This window comes from Dokdonia sp. 4H-3-7-5, assembly GCF_000212355.1.
Taxonomy (GTDB): Bacteria; Bacteroidota; Bacteroidia; order Flavobacteriales; family Flavobacteriaceae; genus Dokdonia.
Map to the genome: position 1 here is coordinate 2,333,772 of NC_015496.1, position 18,386 is coordinate 2,352,157.

Genomic DNA, 18,386 nt, shown 5'->3' on the forward strand with positions numbered 1-18,386 from the left:
AAAAGCCGAGCAACGCTCAGCTTTACAAAATTAGGTGAAGCTTCTTAAGCTCCTGGGACGATGCGTACTGGTAATGTAAATTGCTCTCCTATGGTTCTTGTGCTTAGCTTTTCATAGTTAAGACGAGCCTTAATAAAATCTGCTACATACTCTTCGTCAGTATCTACGCTTAATACAACAACTTCATGTTTGTTGTTTACCATTAATGTTACTTGAGCAACAAGCTCCTTAGTAACTTCAAATTCTGGCTTGTTTAAAAGTACAGCTACTTGCTCTGTAACTGTTTTTTCTTTGTTGTCTGATGTTGGTTCTGTTCCTGTTGCAAAGGCAGTGTTTACTGCAAGTAAAGCGGCTACCAATAATACGTTTAATGCTTTCATAATTTTCTTTTTTGTCTCGATGTATTCGAGGTTTTTGATGAATTATTACAGTACAAATAGACGACTTATTTCTCGTTTTTCTATGGGAGTTAGTCAAGCTTAACTGTTGTTTAATGCTGGTTATGAGTTGTTAACGTAGGGGGTTTGTTCTGGTAACGCTTTCGCGAAAGCGTGATTATCAATTTCATAATGTATTGATAACAACAGTAAGCATTACGTGAAATATGGAGTGATATTTTATTATAATAGCTTTGGAATCCTTAAAGAAAGTATGGAGTAGTCAATGTTAAGAAAATGACCTATTTGGTAGATGTCTAGCTATAGATTATAATACCTAATGACATTTGTAAAACAAAAAAATCCCACTTTAAAGAAAGTGGGATTTAAAGGATGCTACAAGTAGCATCTATGTATTAAAAAGTATTAAGCTAGTACAGCCTGTACTTTGTCTGCAGCTTCTTGGAATTCAATAGCAGATTGAACATCAAGTCCAGAATCATCTATTAATTTCTTTGCGATATCTGCGTTAGTTCCTTGTAAACGTACAATGATAGGCACGTTGATAGTTCCCATGTTTTTGTATGCATCAATAATACCTTGTGCCACACGGTCACAACGTACAATACCTCCAAAAATGTTTACTAAGATTGCCTTTACAGCTGGATCCTTAAGTATTAATTGGAAAGCAGCTTCTACACGCTCAGCATCTGCAGTACCTCCTACATCAAGGAAGTTTGCAGGCTCACCACCAGATTGCTTGATAAGGTCCATAGTTGCCATTGCAAGTCCAGCACCGTTTACCATACATCCTACGTTTCCGTCTAGATCTACATAGTTAAGTCCTTTCTCACCAGCTTCAACCTCTACTTGGTTTTCTTCACGCTTGTCACGCATTGCTGCATATTCCTTACGACGGTATAATGCGTTATCATCTAGTGATACCTTTGCATCTACTGCCATAATTTTATCATCACTTGTTTTAAGAACAGGGTTGATTTCAAAAAGTGAACTATCAGAATCTGTATATGCTTTATAAAGAGCAGCAACAAATTTTGTCATGTCTTTAAAAGCAGCACCACTTAATCCTAAGTTAAATGCAATTTTACGTGCTTGGAAAGGAAGTAATCCTGTTGCAGGATCAATTTCTTCATGAAAAATAAGGTGCGGAGTTTCCTCTGCTACTGTTTCAATATCCATTCCACCTTCTGTAGAATACATAATCATATTGCGACCAGTACCACGGTTAAGTAGTACAGACATATAATATTCTTCTGGCTCGCTGTCACCTGGGTAGTATACATCTTCTGCAACTAGCACTTGGTGAACTCTTTTACCTTCTGCACTTGTTTGTGGAGTAACAAGATCCATCCCGATGATCTGATCTGCAATAGATCTTACTTCATCTAGGCTCTTTGCTAGCTTTACACCACCACCTTTACCACGACCACCTGCGTGAACTTGCGCTTTAATAACGTGCCATCCAGTACCAGTTTCCTCAGTAAGTCTTTCGGCAGCTGCAACAGCCTCATCCGGAGTCTGTGCTACATAACCGCGCTGGATACGTACGCCAAAACTATTTAATATCTCTTTTCCTTGATATTCGTGTAGATTCATAATCTTCGTTTAAGATGCTTAATTTGCCTCGCAAAAATAACAAATGCGCCACGAGAGCGCAATAGTTATTGTGATTAATTATAAGTATTGGATTTTATACAATTTCTGCACTTAGTCCTGCTTGTAAAAGTTTTGAGCATCGAGGCTCTAGATCTTTATACTCACCAGACTTTACAGAGCATTTTCCTTTGTAATGCACTAGTAACGCACATTGATGTGCTTGATTCTCCTCATGATCACATGCATAAATAAGCGTATTTATCACATGGTCAAAAGTATTTACTTCATCATTATACAGAATAATCTCGTGTGATGGAGTTTCTTCTGTTAGTACATCTACGTCTTCTTGATATTTTTCTTGATTACTCATAGCGTTGAGATTAATGATGCAAATTTACAAATTTTAGAGATTACGCTTTCGCGAAAGCATAATTCTAACAATTATTTATCATCAATAATTTGAAATCATCCTCTTTTTTCAAACTTACAAGCCACCCAATTATTGCGTTCATAATTACTTACAAAGTAAAGTCCATGCTCATTGCACTTTTCTGAAATTAAAGGAATGTCTTCTGTATAGAAGCCGCTTAATAAGAGTATGCCATCCTCAGAAAGGCAACTCGCATACACGCCGATATCTTGTAAAAGAATGTTGCGGTTTATGTTTGCGATAATGAATTCGTAATTTTTATCAGATAGCAAGGAAGCCTCACCTTCATAAGTAGTAATGTGCTTACAGTTGTTGCGTTCTACATTTTCAATAGTATTAAGGTAACACCAGTTATCAATGTCTATCGCATCTATAGGTTGTGCACCTCTCATTTCGGCTAGGATAGCGAGTACGCCAGTACCACAGCCCATGTCAAGTGTTTTTCTGCTAGCAACATTAAGTTTGAGTAAGTGCTTGATCATCATGTGTGTAGTCTCATGGTGACCCGTGCCAAATGACATTTTTGGCTCAATCACAATATCAAACTCAACATCAGTTTTCTCGTGAAAAGGTGCGCGTACGGCACATTTTCCGTCTACCTCAATAGGTTCAAAGTTTTTCTCCCATTCCTCATTCCAGTTTACTTGCTCAATTTCTTCGGCCGTATAGATGATGTTAAACTCATCTGAGTTTAAAATTTGAATATCAGAAAGTAGCGCAGCAAAATCGACTTCACCACTAGGAAATGCTTCTTCTTTCTGGATATATGCAATCACACCACTTGTAGTTTCTGTAAAGCTTTCAAAACCAGCGTAGCCTAGCTCTGCAATGATAATTTCTGTAGCAGGGTCACGTGGCTCAATGGTAAAGGTGTATCCTAAGTAAATGGGTGTCATTCTTTTATAGTTTCTAAGTTATAAGATGCGTTAGGATCAATAGTAAGTTTTATAGATCCGTTTTCTCCAGGCAAAAGTACGGTTTCTGCATTGATGAGAATCTCATCTTTTGCAGTAAAATCTACTCTAGCGTCCTCTATAAATTGCTGATTCTTAATCATGATTTTATACGCGGCATTGATTTTAAAGTTCCACCGAACAAATCGCTGATTTTCAATCATCATATATGCATTAGTTTGAAGCATATCATATGTCATTTTTACAGCTCTCCCTGTGTGTAAAGATCCCGCTCCCCACAATCCTTTAAGTGGTGCGTTTGCTTTTATATGGTCAATATTAGTCGCGCTTAATTTTATAATGCTATTTACTTCATCTACAGATAATGAAGGGTTGAGTGAAAACATAAGTCCTATAGTCCCAGTGACAAGTGGTGCGGCAGGAGATGTTGCTTGATACGGATTATGGACTATTTTTCCATTATCCTTATAATTGTAGTATTGAAAAATATCATTTCCCGGTGCGACAATATCCACAGAGCTATCTAGATTATTTGTAGAACTGAGGTATAGCGTATATTCATTTTGCGGATCATTATCTTTAAAGCCGCCGGTACGCGATAAGTGATATTGCTGCTTCTCTGCATAGTATTTTCCGTTCTTCTCTTCAATGAGAAGTTCATCTGAGATTTCATCATTTTTATGCTGCACACTCCCTACAGATATCACATGCTCATAAGCGCCTGGATATCTCAATTGTTCTCCGTTTGTAACACTATATGCCGCATTATGTGGTACAGAAACAATGACGGTACCAAGGTCGCGCATCTCATTAATTGCTTCTTGTGCGGTTTCATAATAGGTGCGTGATCCCCAGCTGCAATTAATAACTTTTGCGCCTGCTCTGGATAGTTCTAGTAGTTGATCTAGCTCTTTAAAGTTACCATAAGTGGTTGTGTATATGTTACAGTCATAGCAAACTCCTGCTGCGCCATATCCATTATCACCACGAGCTGCAGCGATGGCAGCGATTGTAAATCCATGACCTTTGGAAAGACTGCTTTTTTTATAAACGGTAGTTTTACCTTTGAATTCTGGATCTTCTGGGTCTACATATCCATCAGATATTCCAATAATTACTTCTGGAGAACCAGTGGTGTAATACCAAGCTTGGGGTACACCAAGGAAATCATAATAGTCTAAAACAGCTTGTGTGCCTAGGTTTTTGCCAGTAGTACTTGTAACGCCGTAATCATTAGGTTCATAAATTTGTAGTGATTCATTTGAGATACTCTCGGCAAACTCAAAAAGATCTGGAGCTAGATTCAATAACCCCTCTTTAAAAGTTTTACTCTCTGCAATAACAAAGTACGTGCGTTTTAGTTTGTCTCGCTGCGCGTACTTAAATTCCTTTCTAAATGTTTTAACCTGATGCTCAGCAAATAATTCTTTAAGTCTTGCATCATTACCTAAGTAGGTAACAATGGAGTCCTTTGTACTTATAGGTACCTCCACTTTTTCAGATGTTGTGCGTATGTAAAAGCGATCTTCTTGCGCTTGAAGCAGGCAAGAATAGAATAGGAGAGATAAGATAATGAGTTTAGCCATTATTCTTGGTGTCAGATGGAGCGATAGTTTCTTTGAGAGCCTGTACGTCTTTAGTTAGTTGGTCAATTTGTTTTTCTTTCTCAATGAGGTATAAGGTGAGCTCCTCAATTTTTTTTAGAAGTAGTGCATTCATTGCGCCCAGTTCAATACCGTTTTGTTCAACTTCTGCGGCAGACGGAATTTCAGGTAAATGCCCATTTTGTTGAATGTAGGTTTCAATTTCGCGTAAGCGTGATAAATCATAGCCATCTTCAAAAACGGTATCTGCCCATTCCTTTATATCCACCTTTATAGACTTAGCGTGTATCTGGCCATTTACTTCAAGCTTATCTGTAGGTTCTTTTTTGCCTATTCCCATATTGCCATTTTTTGTAATATAAATGGCGTCAACTTCTTGTGTGTTGTTAAGCAGAACAAGTGTACCATCTTCTTGAGTGCTTGTGGTAACTGCTTGTTGTGAGGTGCAACTACACAAGGTGAGGAGTAGGACTAGCGGTGTAAAAAAGAATTTCATGTGATAAAAGATTAAGCTCTAATGTACTAATACCAATTGATATAAAATAAAATGCGCTTCCAGAGATGGAAGCGCATTGTCAATTCTAAAATTATTTGAGACTATGCAAACGCATTTACAATATCAAAAAAGTCATCTGCTTTAAGTGCAGCTCCACCTATGAGTCCACCATCTACATCTGGTTTCTCAAAAATTTCTTTAGCATTAGCAGGCTTTACAGATCCTCCATAAAGGATTGATACATTCTCTGCTACTTCATTGTTATATTTTTCAGCAACAGTTTTTCTTATAAAGGCATGCATGTCTTGTGCTTGCTCTGGTGATGCTGTTTCTCCAGTTCCTATTGCCCATACAGGCTCATAAGCAAGAACAATATTTGACCATGCGCTAGCATCTAAGTGAAATAATGCATTTTTGAGTTGGCTACCCACCACATTTTCTTCTTTTCCAGCCTTACGGTCTTCTAGTTCTTCACCAAAACAGAATATAATTCTCATATCGTTTTTAAGAGCGCTATCTACTTTTTGAGCAAGTAGCTCATCACTTTCGTGAAAATAAGCACGACGTTCACTATGTCCTAAAATCACAGTGTCTACACCTATTCCTTTAAGCATACCTGCCGAAATCTCTCCCGTAAAAGCACCACTTTCTGCTTGATGCATGTTTTGCGCAGCAACAGTGATATTAGAGTCAGAAAGACTATCAAAAGCACTGTAAAGGTTTACAAATGTAGGAGCGATAATAACCTCTGCATTTCCCTCGTTCTTCTTTTGTTTAAGTGCTGTTATTAAGGTTGCTGTAGCACCTAGGTCATTATTCATTTTCCAGTTTCCAGCGACGATATTTTTTCTCATTATAGTTCTTTTTTATCTCTTCATACAAAGAGATCTCGTTAGTAGTTAATTTCAGAAGCACCAGTTATATAAACCAGTGTAGCATTACATATGGTTTTGAAAAGGCGTATGTGTTTTACTTTATTGTGTTTCGCTTTCGCGAAAGCGAATTCCTTTAAAACCAAATATACTAAGAGTAAGAGAGGTTTGCTCTTGATTTAACCCAGTTTTCACGATTACGTTTTCGTAAAAACTTTGCGACCTAGCGCAGCCTAATTTTTGGATCTAGCCAGCCGTAGATAAAATCTACAAGAATATTAATGATTACAAATAGGGTAGCGATAATAAGCACGGCACCCATGATAATAGGTAAATCCAGTGTGTTGAGCGCATCTACTATTTCTTTACCTAAGCCATTCCACCCGAAAATATATTCCACAAACACGGCGCCTGCGAGCATAGAAGCAAACCATCCAGACACTGCGGTGACTACAGGATTTAATGCATTTTTAAGTGCGTGATTTTTTATAATCTGGTAAGTGGTGAGCCCCTTAGCTTTTGCAGTTCTTATATATTCTTGATTATAAACCTCTAGGAGCGAATTACGCATTAATTGAATCACAACGGCAAGCGGACGTATACCTAAAACTAGTGCTGGTAAAATCAAATTTTTCCACTGGATGTGCACATGCTCACCAAAATCATCCATCTCATACAAGCTACCTGTCATATTGAGATTGGTGTATTTATGAAGGACATAACCAAAGAGCCAAGCAAAAAGAATAGCACTAAAAAAACTAGGAACACTCATTCCTAGTGTACTTACAATCTGTATTGTTTTGTCAACCCAAGTGTCCCGCATTTGAGCAGAAATAATACCTAAAAAAACGCCAATACATATGGCAATAACAATAGCGCTTACAGCAAGAACAATCGTGTTGGGTAACGTTTCGGCAATTACTTGTGTGACAGGTTTACCTGTCTTTTGAAAACTCTCTCTTAGGTATGGGTATTTTATAGCTAGTGTCGTATTTTCTATACCTAATAATGGAGTTGCGCTGTACTTACCAGAAGCAAGAGAGGTATAGTTTTGCTCATCATTAGCGTGCAGAGAGAGCAAAGAAAGGTCGTTTAAGTAGTACGCGTACTGCGTACTTATGGGTTTGTCAAATCCATATTTTGCACGCACTTTTGCTAGCTGTTCTGGATCTTCATTTTGATCTAGCATCATACGAGCAGGATCTCCAGGCAATACCGTAAATAAGAAAAAAATAACAGTTACTACTCCCCACAATGTGAGCAGCGCATAACCTAATTTATATAATAGGTATTTAATCAATTTGATGCAGCATTACCTTTGAGCATTTGCTGTTTTGCAGCAAGCGCTTCGTCCAGAGTTATTTCTTTGTATTCAAAGTCTTGCCCAAAGAGATCTTTTCCATATTGCTCAATAGTTTGAGGAAACCCAGCTGCAGCACGTCTTTCATTTACATCTTGTGGATTTGCTATAGGCCATATAAAATCGGCCATGTTTGGATATGTTGCTCCTTGGGTACCGTAAATTTGAGGTTTACCATTACTCATAAGTAAGCGGTCTTCCATCATAGCAACAAGTCTGTATGGTAATTCTCCATCTTTTCCAGCTTTTTTGATGGTATCTATGTAGGTTGGGATTTTATCGGGATTATGCTGGATTACATACCAAGCAGCAGTATTTGTAGGTTCGCCCACCATGCTTTTGCCAGGATATCCTTTCGTTTTTATAGTATATTCAATACGCTCAAGATTAATACTATCTAGCAATTCTTGTTGCTTCCAGATAAAATTTTGAAATTCCTCTGGAGCTACGCCTAGCTTTTTAGCTTCGGCATTCTTTTCTTCCCCGTCTTGCAAGTACATCATCCGTCTGTACTTTTGATCGAGAATAGCGATACTATCTAGCTCATATTTGAGAGTAAAATCAAGGTTTGGTTTACTGTTTTCTAGGGTTTGTAAGCGCAAGTCTTTCGCGTCATTATAGTGAAGCTTTTGTAAAATAGTTCCTTTATGAAGACTCACAATCCCAGGATTTGCACGTACAATAGTTTTTAAAACCGTTTCATCTGTAAAGTAGAATTTAAAAGGAAGTTTAAAGTCTTGCACAAACTCATCTGTTACATCTTGTGACGAGGAGCTTAGACCTATGACGTTATATCCTTTTCTAATAGCATCTTCTGCAATTGTTCTAATATTATAGTAACCTTCTCGCTCCGTATTAGTTAAGTTATAAGCAACAATTACAACGAGATTTTCTTTCTCTAGAAATTCTGTAGTATAGTTTTCTTCTCCGCGCTCTATTGTAAAATCGTGTACTGGTGGCTCATAACCTTCGGTTGTCTGTACCACCTCGTATGAGATAAACTCTCCGTCTACCTGCGGATAGCCACCTTCTGTGGTAATAACTTCTTCCTTGCCATCAATATTAAATTTCCATTGGTACTCAAACGTAGCTTCTGGTGCGCCTTCTGGAATTTTCATTCCTTCGGCTATGTTTGAGCCTACTTTGTAAGCTCTAAAATCTAACCATGGTAGGTGCTCGAGTACGTGCATACCAAAGAACATACATGCTAAAAATGATACAAAGACAATAGAGGTGTTAATGAGTTTCCCAAAAAGAGGCAGGATATATTTCTGATTAAACATCAAGAAAAGGATAAGCACTAGCAAAATCACATCCTTTGCAAAAGACTCCCAAGGCACTAACGGAATAGCATCACCAAAACATCCACAATCTGTTACCTTATTAAAATAAGCCGAGTAGAAGGTGAGAAATGTAAAAAACGCAATCATTGCAAACAGTAGCCACAGGGTGATTTTTTTACGGTAACCTACGAGCAAGGCAATTCCTAATAACACTTCAATTACCACAAGTATGATGGCAATAAGTAGGGCGTAAGGTGATAAGAATTCAAGACCTAAAACTTCAGCGCTAAAATATTCTTGAAGCTTATAAGAAAACCCTAGAGGGTCGTTAAGCTTTATAAATCCGCTAAAGATGAAAAGTGCTCCTACAATAAAGCGAGCTATGTGTGTAAGTAGTTTCATATATAAACCAGCAGCACTGGAGGTGTGATAGTCACGTTTTCGCGAAAGCGTAACTTTTATTCATAAATACTAATTCTTATGCTTCACCTAAGTGAATCATTGCAAAAACAGCATAATTAATCATGTCTTGGTAGTTTGCATCAATACCTTCAGAAACTAGCGTTTTTCCCTTGTTATCTTCTATTTGCTTCACACGTAATAATTTCTGGAGAATCAAATCTGTAAGGCTGCTCACTCGCATATCACGCCATGCCTCACCATAGTCGTGATTTTTATCCATCATTAACTGTTTTGTGAGTTTTATTTTCTTATCGTAGGCACGAGTGGCCTCCTCAAGTTGCATGTCTGGTTGTTCTACCACGCCGCGCTCAAGATTCACCAGCGCCATTGCACAGTAATTTATGATCCCTATAAATTCAGATTGCTGCCCTTCATCCACTTTTTGCACATCGTTTTGCTGTAAACCGCGTATGCGCTGTGCTTTTATAAAAATTTGATCGGTGAGAGAAGGAAGCCTCAATATGCGCCATGCACTCCCATAGTCATTCATTTTTTTAATAAAAAGGTCTCTACATTGTGTGATTACCGCATCATATTGGGCAGAAGTGTCGGGCATACTGTGTTGTTTGATTTTTGGTAAATTTCGGTTAAAATCTTCAATATAAGAAATGAGTTGCGCCTTAGAAAATAATGCTCACTATTATCCTTTTGAAGCACAGCGTTTATGATGTATTTTTGAAGCAGTATCCCGCTTTCTGTTGCAATTCCTCGCGGCGGTTGCACCAGCCAGCTGTGGGATTTTCACTACAATCGGGGCTATGGAGTAGGGATGGTGTGTGATTAAAAGTAGCTGCTAAAGAAGTAAAACTATCAATGAATAAAAACCAAGTATTTATAAATAATCATCCATGAAAATAAACTGTAAAGGAAAGCTAATAGATCTCTCAAAGCCTAAGGTGATGGGAATACTAAACCTTACTCCAGATAGTTTTTATGATGGTGGTAGGTATAAAGATATGGAAGCTGCTATTGACCAAGTAAGAACAATGCTTGATGATGGCGCCACATTTATTGACGTAGGAGCTTACAGTTCTCGACCAGGAGCTATTAATATTTCGGTAGAGGAGGAGGAGTTAAGATTGATTCCAGTGATAGAACAACTGGTTACATCATTTCCTGAGATTATAATCTCTGTAGACACCTTTCGGGCAAGCGTAGCAAAAAAAGCCATAGCAGCGGGAGCAGCATTAATTAATGATATCAGTGCTGGGCAGTTAGATGATGAAATGATGCCTACAGTAGGGGAGCTGGGTGTTCCTTATATAATGATGCATATGCGAGGTACTCCTCAGACTATGAAGGAACTTGCGGTGTATGATGATGTTTCCAAGGAAGTATTGCATTATTTTAGTAAGCGAGTTGCTCTCGCAAGAGCACATAAAATAAATGATGTTATTGTAGATCCAGGATTTGGTTTTGCAAAAACATCAAGTCAGAGTTTTGAGTTACTTAATAAGTTGGCAATCTTCAAACAGTTAGGCCTCCCTATTCTTGCAGGAGTTTCCCGCAAATCTATGATCTATAAGACTCTTGAGACATCACCAGATAAGGCACTTAATGGGACCACAATATTAAATACAATCGCCATTAATAAAGGCGCTCATATATTGAGAGTTCATGATGTAAAAGAAGCTATGCAAGTGGTTACCCTCTGTGGTGCATGTTTGTCATAATTTAATCTGATTATTTAGCTACTGCAGGCATTGCTAGTGGGGGATTTTATTGTTAATAGTTCTTAACAAATCGAGGCTTCTTTAACGAGATTTTAGCAAAAAAACGCTATTTTTCGCTTCTTAAATAATCCCATAATGAGAATCCTACGTGTAGCTTTAATTCTAATAGCTTTTTCTTTTATAAATACGTCGCTTTTTGCCCAGACATCGGCAGGAGGTTCGACATTTCAGGAAGCAGTTCCTTTTTGTACGAATGATCCAGTTTTTTCAACGCCTTTTGATGCTTGTTTTACAGGTAGCACAGATTCGTCTTGTACAACAGATGCTCAACCTGGACCTAATTATGGTTGTTTAGGTAGTCAGCCTTTTCCTACTTGGTATTTTTTGCAGATAGGTCAAGACGGCGATTTAGATTTTCAAATAACTCAGAATACATCAATAGATGATGACGGAACACCCATAGGAACTGGTCTTGATGTAGACTTTATTATTTGGGGACCCTTTCCTGATACAGATGTTTTTGATCAATTAACTGGTGCAAATATCGAGGATTGTAGTTTTTCAGGAGCAGCTGTAGAGACTCCAAGTATCTCTAATGCACAAGAGGGGGACATCTATGTTTTTATGGTGACTAATTTTTCTGGTCAGCAAGCTGAAATTTTTATAGAGCAAACCAATGATCCAGCTACGACGGGGGCTGGGAGTACAGATTGTTCTATTGTCAACGCGTCATTAGGAGCAGATCAAGATGCTTGTGAGGGAACGACTGTTACACTAGATGCCACAAGTACCGAAGCAGCGAGTTATGCATGGGCTGTCGATACTGGAGCAGGTTTTATGCCTGTTTTAGATGGTGGTGGAGCTCAAGTTACCACAGCGATGCTTGATGTAACTGCTAGTGGTGAATATCAAGTTACTATTACAGATACTGCTGGTGATACAGGAACAGACGAGGTTGTCGTTACATTTTTTACAGTTCCAGTAGCAACAGCACCAAATGATATTTTTGAGTGTGATACAGATGCAGATGGTTTTGCAAATTTTAATTTAGATACTCAGAATTCTGATATTTTAAATGGACAGAATGCCACAGATTTTTCAATAACCTTTCACTTAAGTCAATCAGACGCAGATACAGGTACAGGAGCTTTAACAGGCACTTCATCATATAATTCTGTAAGTGATGAGATTTTTGTTCGTGTAGAAAACAATGGCTTGCCTGCTTGTGCAAGTACGACTTCATTTAACATTGAGGTTGTTGCATTACCTGTTGCAACAATGCCAGCTACCTATGAGATTTGTGATGATAATATAGATGGAGATGATACTAATGGGGTGGCAACGTTCAATCTCTCAACATTAGACAGCCAAGTTCTAAATGGACTTGACCCTGTACAATTTGAAGTGAGTTATCATGTTAATGGGACAGAGGCATCCAGTAATACAAACTCACTTCCTGCAGCTTATACAAATACATCCAGCCCTAATAACGACACTATTTTTGCTAGAGTTGAAAACACTGCATTTACTGGTTGTTTCTCAATAACACCTGTCAATCTAAGAGTAAACGCCCTTCCGGTGCTTACCACACCAGTAACCTTACGTCAGTGTGATGATGATACAAATGGTGTTACGACTTTAAACTTAACACAGTCACAGAGTGAATTAAGTACAAACTCAGCTAATGAGACTTTTACATACGTAGACGCTTCTGGCGCACCTATAACTGATCCAACGGCTTATGTAAATAGTGCTTCTCCTTTTACAGAGGCTATTGCTGTAACAGTTACAAATCTAGATGGATGTTCACGAGAAGGCGTTATTAATGTGATTGTGAGTGCTTCTCAAATTTCAGATGGAACGCTCTTTGCAGATGAGATTGAGTGTGATACTGATGGTGATGGTATCGTTGTATTTGATTTCTCTGCTGCTACCACCGCGATAATGACATCGTTCTCACCACAGGTAGTATCTGTTGCTTATTATGAAACAGAACAAGAGGCTTTATCTGAGATTAATCCTATTACGGATATTGCTGCTTATAGCAACAACCCACTATTTACAAGTGCTGGCGGTGTTCAAGACATTTGGGTTCGTGTAGAGGCAGCTACAGATAGTGGATGTATAGGTCTTGGAGAGCATGTGAGACTCACCGTCACCCCCAACCCAACATTCCTACCAAGCATCAGTAGTATTGAAACCTGTTCTGCTGTAGCCAATGCTGCTACTTTTGATTTAACGCAGCGTATAGCAGAAATTACTGGTGGAGATGCAGATCTAGAAGTTACTTTTTATGAGAGCATTGCAGCTTATACGGCTACACCTCCAGTAGCGATTGCAAGTCCTGCCTCTTTTTCAAATAGTAGTAACCCGCAGACTATTTTCTATAGTCTAAGAAGTACAAGCAGCACGTGTACGACGTTTGATACAGCAATGAACTTTGAGATTATTGTGAATCAGAATCCTGTGGCAATTACGCCATCAGAGCTTCAAGTGTGTGATGATGATGGTGTAGTAGATGGATTTACCACGGTTGATCTTTCTCAAAAAGATGCCGAAATCACTAGTGGTTTTAATGCAAATCTCACGGTAACCTATCACTTGGACGCTGCTGGCGCTACTACTGGCGATGCAAGTATTCCAGATAGCACGATGTTTACCACCACGAGCAATCCTCAGATTGTAGGGGTACGTGTGACTAATAATATAACAGGTTGTTTTTCAACGACGAGTATGAGCATCCGTAGCTTCCCAGTGCCTGTGGCTGTCACTCCAGCCGATTATGAGGCTTGTGATGATGATAATGATGGTGTATTTGACTTTTTTGTACTTTCTTCTAGAGATGCCGAAATCACTGGTGGTGACCCTAGTTTAAATGTTGCCTACTACCTTACCCAGGCAGATGCAGATAATGCGCCTGTAGGTCAAGAGCTGGACGCAGCAATGTATATCAACAACGACCCTTTTGAGCAAATCATTTTTGCTCGTGTGTTTAATGCGATAGGTTGTTATGACACGACACCACTTACGCTGAGAGTACTTAACAGACCGATGCCTAATGAAAACCCAACTCCTTTTACGCTTTGTGACGATAATAGCGACGGACTACAGATTTTTGATTTAAGTACACAGGTAGTAAATATTTTAGGAAGTTTAGATCCTGCAACTCATAGTGTGGAATGGTTTTCTTCTCTCGCTTCCGCGGAAGCTGGAACTCCTGCCATCGCAACTCCTAGCGCTTACACCAGCAATACGGCAACTGTTTTTGCAGTGGTGACAGATACGGCGCAACCAACGACCACAGCTACTTTTTGTAGTAACATAGCGACCCTTTCTCTTGTTGTAAATCCGCTTCCTACTCCGGTGCAAGCTGCCGAATATGAGCTTTGTGATGATCTAGAGAGCGGTAGTGATACCGATGAGTTTGCAAGTTTTGATCTTCGTAGCCGTGATGATGAGATTACTGGAGGTAATGATGACTGGGCAGTGAGCTATCACCTTACCCAAGGTGATGCCGATGCAGGTGCGCCAGCACTTCCGGATGTATATCAAAATACCGTGATGGCCAACCAAACTATTTTTGCTAGAGTAGAGAATATCGTAACTAGCTGTTTTGAAACCACCACCCTTACGTTAGTGGTAAACCCATTACCATCACCTACCACTATTGCAGCGGTAGAAGAATGTGATACCATGGCAAACGATGGAGATGTAGATAATGATGGAGACGCAGTATTTGATCTTACAGGTCAAGTAACTGCAGATATTATCAATGGAGAGACGTTTATGTCACTCACTTTTCATGAGACACTCGCTTCCGCGGAATTGGGTAGTCCATCGATAGCAACTCCTGCAGCTTATGAGACTGTATCTAGAACAATATACGTACGAGCAACCGATACGGACCCAGCAACAGCAACCCAGTGTTACCGTGTTATCGAACTAGTACTTACCGTACAACCAGCACCTGTACTTCCTACAGTAATCCCAGATTTAACCTCTTGCGATGATAATGAAGATGGACAAGCGCTTTTTGATCTTACTCAAAACGATGCAATTGTTCTAGGAACACAAACCACTGCTGATGTTACCCTTACCTATCATGAAACCCTTGCTAGCGCAGAAGCGGTAGTAGGAAGTGCAAGTGATATGCCAGTTGCCGATCCGCTGAACTATTTAGCAAGTGCGCCAACCACGCCAATCTGGGTGCGTCTAGAAAATACAACTACAGGATGTACGGTCGTTGGCACTTTCAATCTAAACATAGCGATGATTCCAGTAATCACACCTCCTGGAGTTTTTGAGCAGTGCGATAGCGCAGGAGCACTGGTAGGCAACGATACTGATGGGATTACAAGTTTTGATTTAACGAGCCTTGATACTTTAATTACTGGAGGAGACACCACTTTAAGTGTTAGCTATTATGAGTCGCAAGCCGACTTAGATGCTGGGGCAACCAATGCTATCATGACCCCAACAGCCTATATAAATACAGGCATGAGTCCGCAGACCATTTTCATTTTAGTTACAAGTGATCAGGCAGGAATGTGTGGTGCTCAAACTACGGTAGACCTTCAGGTGAATCCACTGCCAGTCATTGGAGAGCCATTACCAGCGGCAGTAGCTTGTGATGAAGATAATGATGGCTTTGGAGCATTTGACCTGCAGCAATATAATGACGACTTACTAGCAACAGTAACGAATGTAGCCTTACGTTTTTATGAGACCTTAGATAATGCATCGGCAGATACAGGAGCAGGTCAGATAGATATTACGGTTCCTTATAATAACATTTCAGGAATGACTTCGCTGTATGTCGTTGCACAAGACACGGATGCTACCACAGCCACAAGTTGTACGAAGATCTATGAGTTTGAACTTATTGTATTCCCTATTCCAGAGCTTCCAGCAACACTAGCAACCCTTGCAGCATGTGATGATAACAATGATTTAATGGAGGTTATTGACCTTACTCAAAATGAGGCTGCGATTATAGGAACGCAAGATCCAGCAACCCTTGTCATTACCTACCATAATACACAAGCAGATGCCGATTTAGGAATCAATCCAATTGTAAACCCTACCGCTTATACAGCAACACAGATAACACCACTAGAAACTATCTGGGTAAGATTACAAGTAAGTGACGGCTCTCCAAATATATGTGCTGCCATTGGTTCTTTTGAGATATCAGTTGAGACACCACCTACGGCAAATCCGAATGGTGATGAGCTAGACCTGATGATTTGTGATGATGATACAGATACTTTTACCGTATTTGACTTAAGCGTAAACCAAGCCAGTCTCACTGGTGGTGATCCGCTGCTTACGGTGACGTATTATGAGAGTCTTGCAGCTTTGAATGCAGGAACTCCTATTGCAGATCCTTCGGCGTATACAAATGTTTTAAATCCTCAGACCATCCAGGCAGTAGTATCAAGCCCAGCAGGATGTAGTGATGGAACGACCTTTAATATTGAAGTGTTACCACTGCCAACGCCAAATACCAACCCAGATGCGCTTGAAGTGTGTGATACGACTACAGATATTGACACAGATGGTGACGGAGTGATTGATGCAGGTTCAGGTTCGGCAACAGATGGTTTTGAAGTCTTTGACTTAACACCTGCTATCGCGCAGATTGCTGGAGCTGAACCTGTGAATGTAACGGTGTATACAGAGCTCGCTTTCGCGGAAGCGAACCCAGAAGACACCACGCTAGCCATTGCAGATGTGACTGCGTTTATCAATACCGTGACTGGCAACCAAACATTATACGCACGAGTGGAACGTGATGTGCCAGGCGATAGTGACTTGGATAGCGACGGAAATCTATGTTTTGTAGTTGTTCCTTTTGAAGTAGTGGTAAACCCGCTACCGATCTTGGCAGAAGCTGGACCTGTAGATTATACCTTCTGTGAAGAATTTGATGGTGATGACTCGATGGGAAGTGTCGATTTAACAACCCTCGCAGATTTGGCTGGATTACTTGCTGCGCCGCAGGTAACCAGTGATTTTATGATCACTTACCATGAACTAGAGGTGCAAGCGGCAGCAAATGCAGCAGCGCTTAGCTCGCCATATACGGTGGCAGATAATCAGGAATTATTTGTACGTATAGAAAATGCGACGACAGGATGTGTGAATTTTACCAGCATCATCTTTACGGTAGAATCACGTCCAGAAGTATTCCCAGCAGATAATATCGTGCAATGTGCAGACGATTTTGGAGTAAATATCGCGCCAGAGCAGAGTACGGCAACTTTTGATCTTACTCAGCAAAACGCTGTCATCACTGGAAACGTAGCCGCAACTTCCGTAAGTTATTATACTAGCCTTGCAGATGCGCAGGCGATGACAAATGCGATTGCTACTCCTAGTGCTTTTGAAAACACCATAAATCCGCAGGTGATTTATGCTAGAGCGGTAAACACTGCAAGTAGCTGTGAGAGTAGCACGATAGAGAGTTTTGAGATATTTGTACAACCGTTGCCATACACCAACTTAACTAATGAAGGCGGACAGATTTGTGTAGATGAAATTACAGGCGAAGCGCTTAATCCGTTTATCATTGATGGTACGGTGGAGAGTCCGCAGATTGGGGTTACTTATAGTTATGCTTGGACACGTGACGGCGCATTGGTATCACTAAACCCTGAGGTGACTATTGATGCTGCAGGGACGTATCAAGTAATGATTACCGCTACTTATGGAGATGGTACAAGCTGTGATTATGTGGCAGAAGCGGTATATAGCGCAGAGAGTGCTCCCGTTTTTGAAGCGGTCGTAGTAGAATCTTCTTTTAACAATAGCGGATTATACACGGTAGAAGTAATTAATGTTACAGGAGCAGATGCAGCTTCAGAATATGAGTTTGCGATAGATGATGGGCCGTTCCAGAGCGGCACTACTTTTACAGGAGTAACACCAGGAACACACATTGTTTTTGGGAGACTGGCGAGTGGTAACTGTAGCGTGTCAGAAGTAGAGATAGGGATTATCGATTACCCACGATTCTTTACGCCAAATGCAGATGGTTTCCACGACACATGGAATATCATAGGACTGGGAGTAGCACCAAACTTAAACGCAAAGATCTTCATCTTTGATAGATACGGAAAACTCCTAAAGCAAATCAGTCCAGTGGGCGCTGGATGGGATGGTACCTTTAATGGACAGCCTATGCCTTCAAGTGATTATTGGTTCCGAGTAGAATTTACAGAAGTAGATGAGGAGGGCACACAGAGAACGGTTAATGGTCACTTTACATTGAAGCGATAAGGAAAGCATACATTGAT

The 18,386-nt window shown here is 39.9% G+C and carries 12 protein-coding genes; 2 read left to right on the forward strand and 10 right to left on the reverse strand.

Features of this window, described 5'->3' with window-relative positions; all coding sequences use genetic code 11:
* Positions 1-44: 44 nt before the first annotated feature.
* The 10 genes from KRODI_RS10400 to KRODI_RS10445 form a co-directional block, all read right to left on the reverse strand.
* Positions 45-380: a hypothetical protein gene (locus KRODI_RS10400; protein ID WP_013751569.1), complete on the reverse strand. Its 336-nt coding sequence runs from the start codon at positions 378-380 to the stop codon at positions 45-47.
* A 423-nt stretch (positions 381-803) separates the two neighbouring features.
* Positions 804-1,994, reverse strand: coding sequence for an ADP-forming succinate--CoA ligase subunit beta (sucC, locus tag KRODI_RS10405; RefSeq protein ID WP_013751570.1), 1,191 nt, complete (start codon positions 1,992-1,994; stop codon positions 804-806).
* A gap of 94 nt (positions 1,995-2,088) precedes the next feature.
* The gene (locus KRODI_RS10410; RefSeq protein WP_013751571.1) at positions 2,089-2,364 is read right to left on the reverse strand and encodes an ATP-dependent Clp protease adaptor ClpS; all 276 of its coding nucleotides are present in this window, start codon (positions 2,362-2,364) and stop codon (positions 2,089-2,091) included.
* A 95-nt stretch (positions 2,365-2,459) separates the two neighbouring features.
* Positions 2,460-3,320, reverse strand: a complete 861-nt coding sequence (gene prmA, locus KRODI_RS10415) for a 50S ribosomal protein L11 methyltransferase (protein ID WP_013751572.1) — start codon at positions 3,318-3,320, stop codon at positions 2,460-2,462.
* Positions 3,317-4,924 (reverse strand): S8 family peptidase, encoded by a 1,608-nt coding sequence (locus tag KRODI_RS10420; protein WP_013751573.1) that lies wholly within the window; start codon positions 4,922-4,924, stop codon positions 3,317-3,319. Before KRODI_RS10420 ends, prmA begins: the two co-directional genes overlap by 4 nt.
* Positions 4,917-5,438 carry a hypothetical protein gene (locus KRODI_RS15120; RefSeq protein ID WP_049783445.1) on the reverse strand — a complete coding sequence of 174 codons (522 nt, stop codon included), beginning with the start codon at positions 5,436-5,438 and terminating at the stop codon, positions 4,917-4,919. Before KRODI_RS15120 ends, KRODI_RS10420 begins: the two co-directional genes overlap by 8 nt.
* A gap of 101 nt (positions 5,439-5,539) precedes the next feature.
* Positions 5,540-6,292, reverse strand: a complete 753-nt coding sequence (tpiA, locus tag KRODI_RS10430) for a triose-phosphate isomerase (RefSeq protein ID WP_013751574.1) — start codon at positions 6,290-6,292, stop codon at positions 5,540-5,542.
* Positions 6,293-6,533: 241 nt separating this feature from the next.
* Positions 6,534-7,610, reverse strand: a complete 1,077-nt coding sequence (locus KRODI_RS10435) for an ABC transporter permease (protein ID WP_013751575.1) — start codon at positions 7,608-7,610, stop codon at positions 6,534-6,536.
* Positions 7,607-9,355 carry a BT_3928 family protein gene (locus tag KRODI_RS10440; protein WP_013751576.1) on the reverse strand — a complete coding sequence of 583 codons (1,749 nt, stop codon included), beginning with the start codon at positions 9,353-9,355 and terminating at the stop codon, positions 7,607-7,609. Before KRODI_RS10440 ends, KRODI_RS10435 begins: the two co-directional genes overlap by 4 nt.
* A gap of 76 nt (positions 9,356-9,431) precedes the next feature.
* Positions 9,432-9,971 carry a DUF1599 domain-containing protein gene (locus tag KRODI_RS10445; protein ID WP_013751577.1) on the reverse strand — a complete coding sequence of 180 codons (540 nt, stop codon included), beginning with the start codon at positions 9,969-9,971 and terminating at the stop codon, positions 9,432-9,434.
* Between the two features lie 292 nt (positions 9,972-10,263).
* Here KRODI_RS10445 and folP point away from each other — a divergent pair, with 292 nt between their 5' ends.
* Both folP and KRODI_RS10455 read left to right on the forward strand, forming a co-directional pair.
* Entirely contained in the window at positions 10,264-11,088 is an 825-nt protein-coding gene (gene folP / locus KRODI_RS10450) for a dihydropteroate synthase (protein WP_013751578.1), read from the forward strand.
* 135 nt (positions 11,089-11,223) lie between these two features.
* Positions 11,224-18,369, forward strand: a complete 7,146-nt coding sequence (locus tag KRODI_RS10455; RefSeq protein ID WP_013751579.1) for a T9SS type B sorting domain-containing protein — start codon at positions 11,224-11,226, stop codon at positions 18,367-18,369.
* Positions 18,370-18,386: the final 17 nt, after the last annotated feature.

Excerpts from the sequence above, each read along its gene's own strand:
- KRODI_RS10455 (WP_013751579.1), top strand. The coding sequence starts at position 11,224 with ATGAGAATCCTACGTGTAGCTTTAATTCTAATAGCTTTTTCTTTTATA.
- KRODI_RS10400 (WP_013751569.1), bottom strand. The coding sequence starts at position 380 with ATGAAAGCATTAAACGTATTATTGGTAGCCGCTTTACTTGCAGTAAAC.
- KRODI_RS10410 (WP_013751571.1), bottom strand. The coding sequence starts at position 2,364 with ATGAGTAATCAAGAAAAATATCAAGAAGACGTAGATGTACTAACAGAA.
- tpiA (WP_013751574.1), bottom strand. The coding sequence starts at position 6,292 with ATGAGAAAAAATATCGTCGCTGGAAACTGGAAAATGAATAATGACCTA.
- KRODI_RS15120 (WP_049783445.1), bottom strand. The coding sequence starts at position 5,438 with ATGAAATTCTTTTTTACACCGCTAGTCCTACTCCTCACCTTGTGTAGT.
- sucC (WP_013751570.1), bottom strand. The coding sequence starts at position 1,994 with ATGAATCTACACGAATATCAAGGAAAAGAGATATTAAATAGTTTTGGC.
- KRODI_RS10420 (WP_013751573.1), bottom strand. The coding sequence starts at position 4,924 with ATGGCTAAACTCATTATCTTATCTCTCCTATTCTATTCTTGCCTGCTT.
- KRODI_RS10440 (WP_013751576.1), bottom strand. The coding sequence starts at position 9,355 with ATGAAACTACTTACACACATAGCTCGCTTTATTGTAGGAGCACTTTTC.
- folP (WP_013751578.1), top strand. The coding sequence starts at position 10,264 with ATGAAAATAAACTGTAAAGGAAAGCTAATAGATCTCTCAAAGCCTAAG.
- prmA (WP_013751572.1), bottom strand. The coding sequence starts at position 3,320 with ATGACACCCATTTACTTAGGATACACCTTTACCATTGAGCCACGTGAC.
- KRODI_RS10445 (WP_013751577.1), bottom strand. The coding sequence starts at position 9,971 with ATGCCCGACACTTCTGCCCAATATGATGCGGTAATCACACAATGTAGA.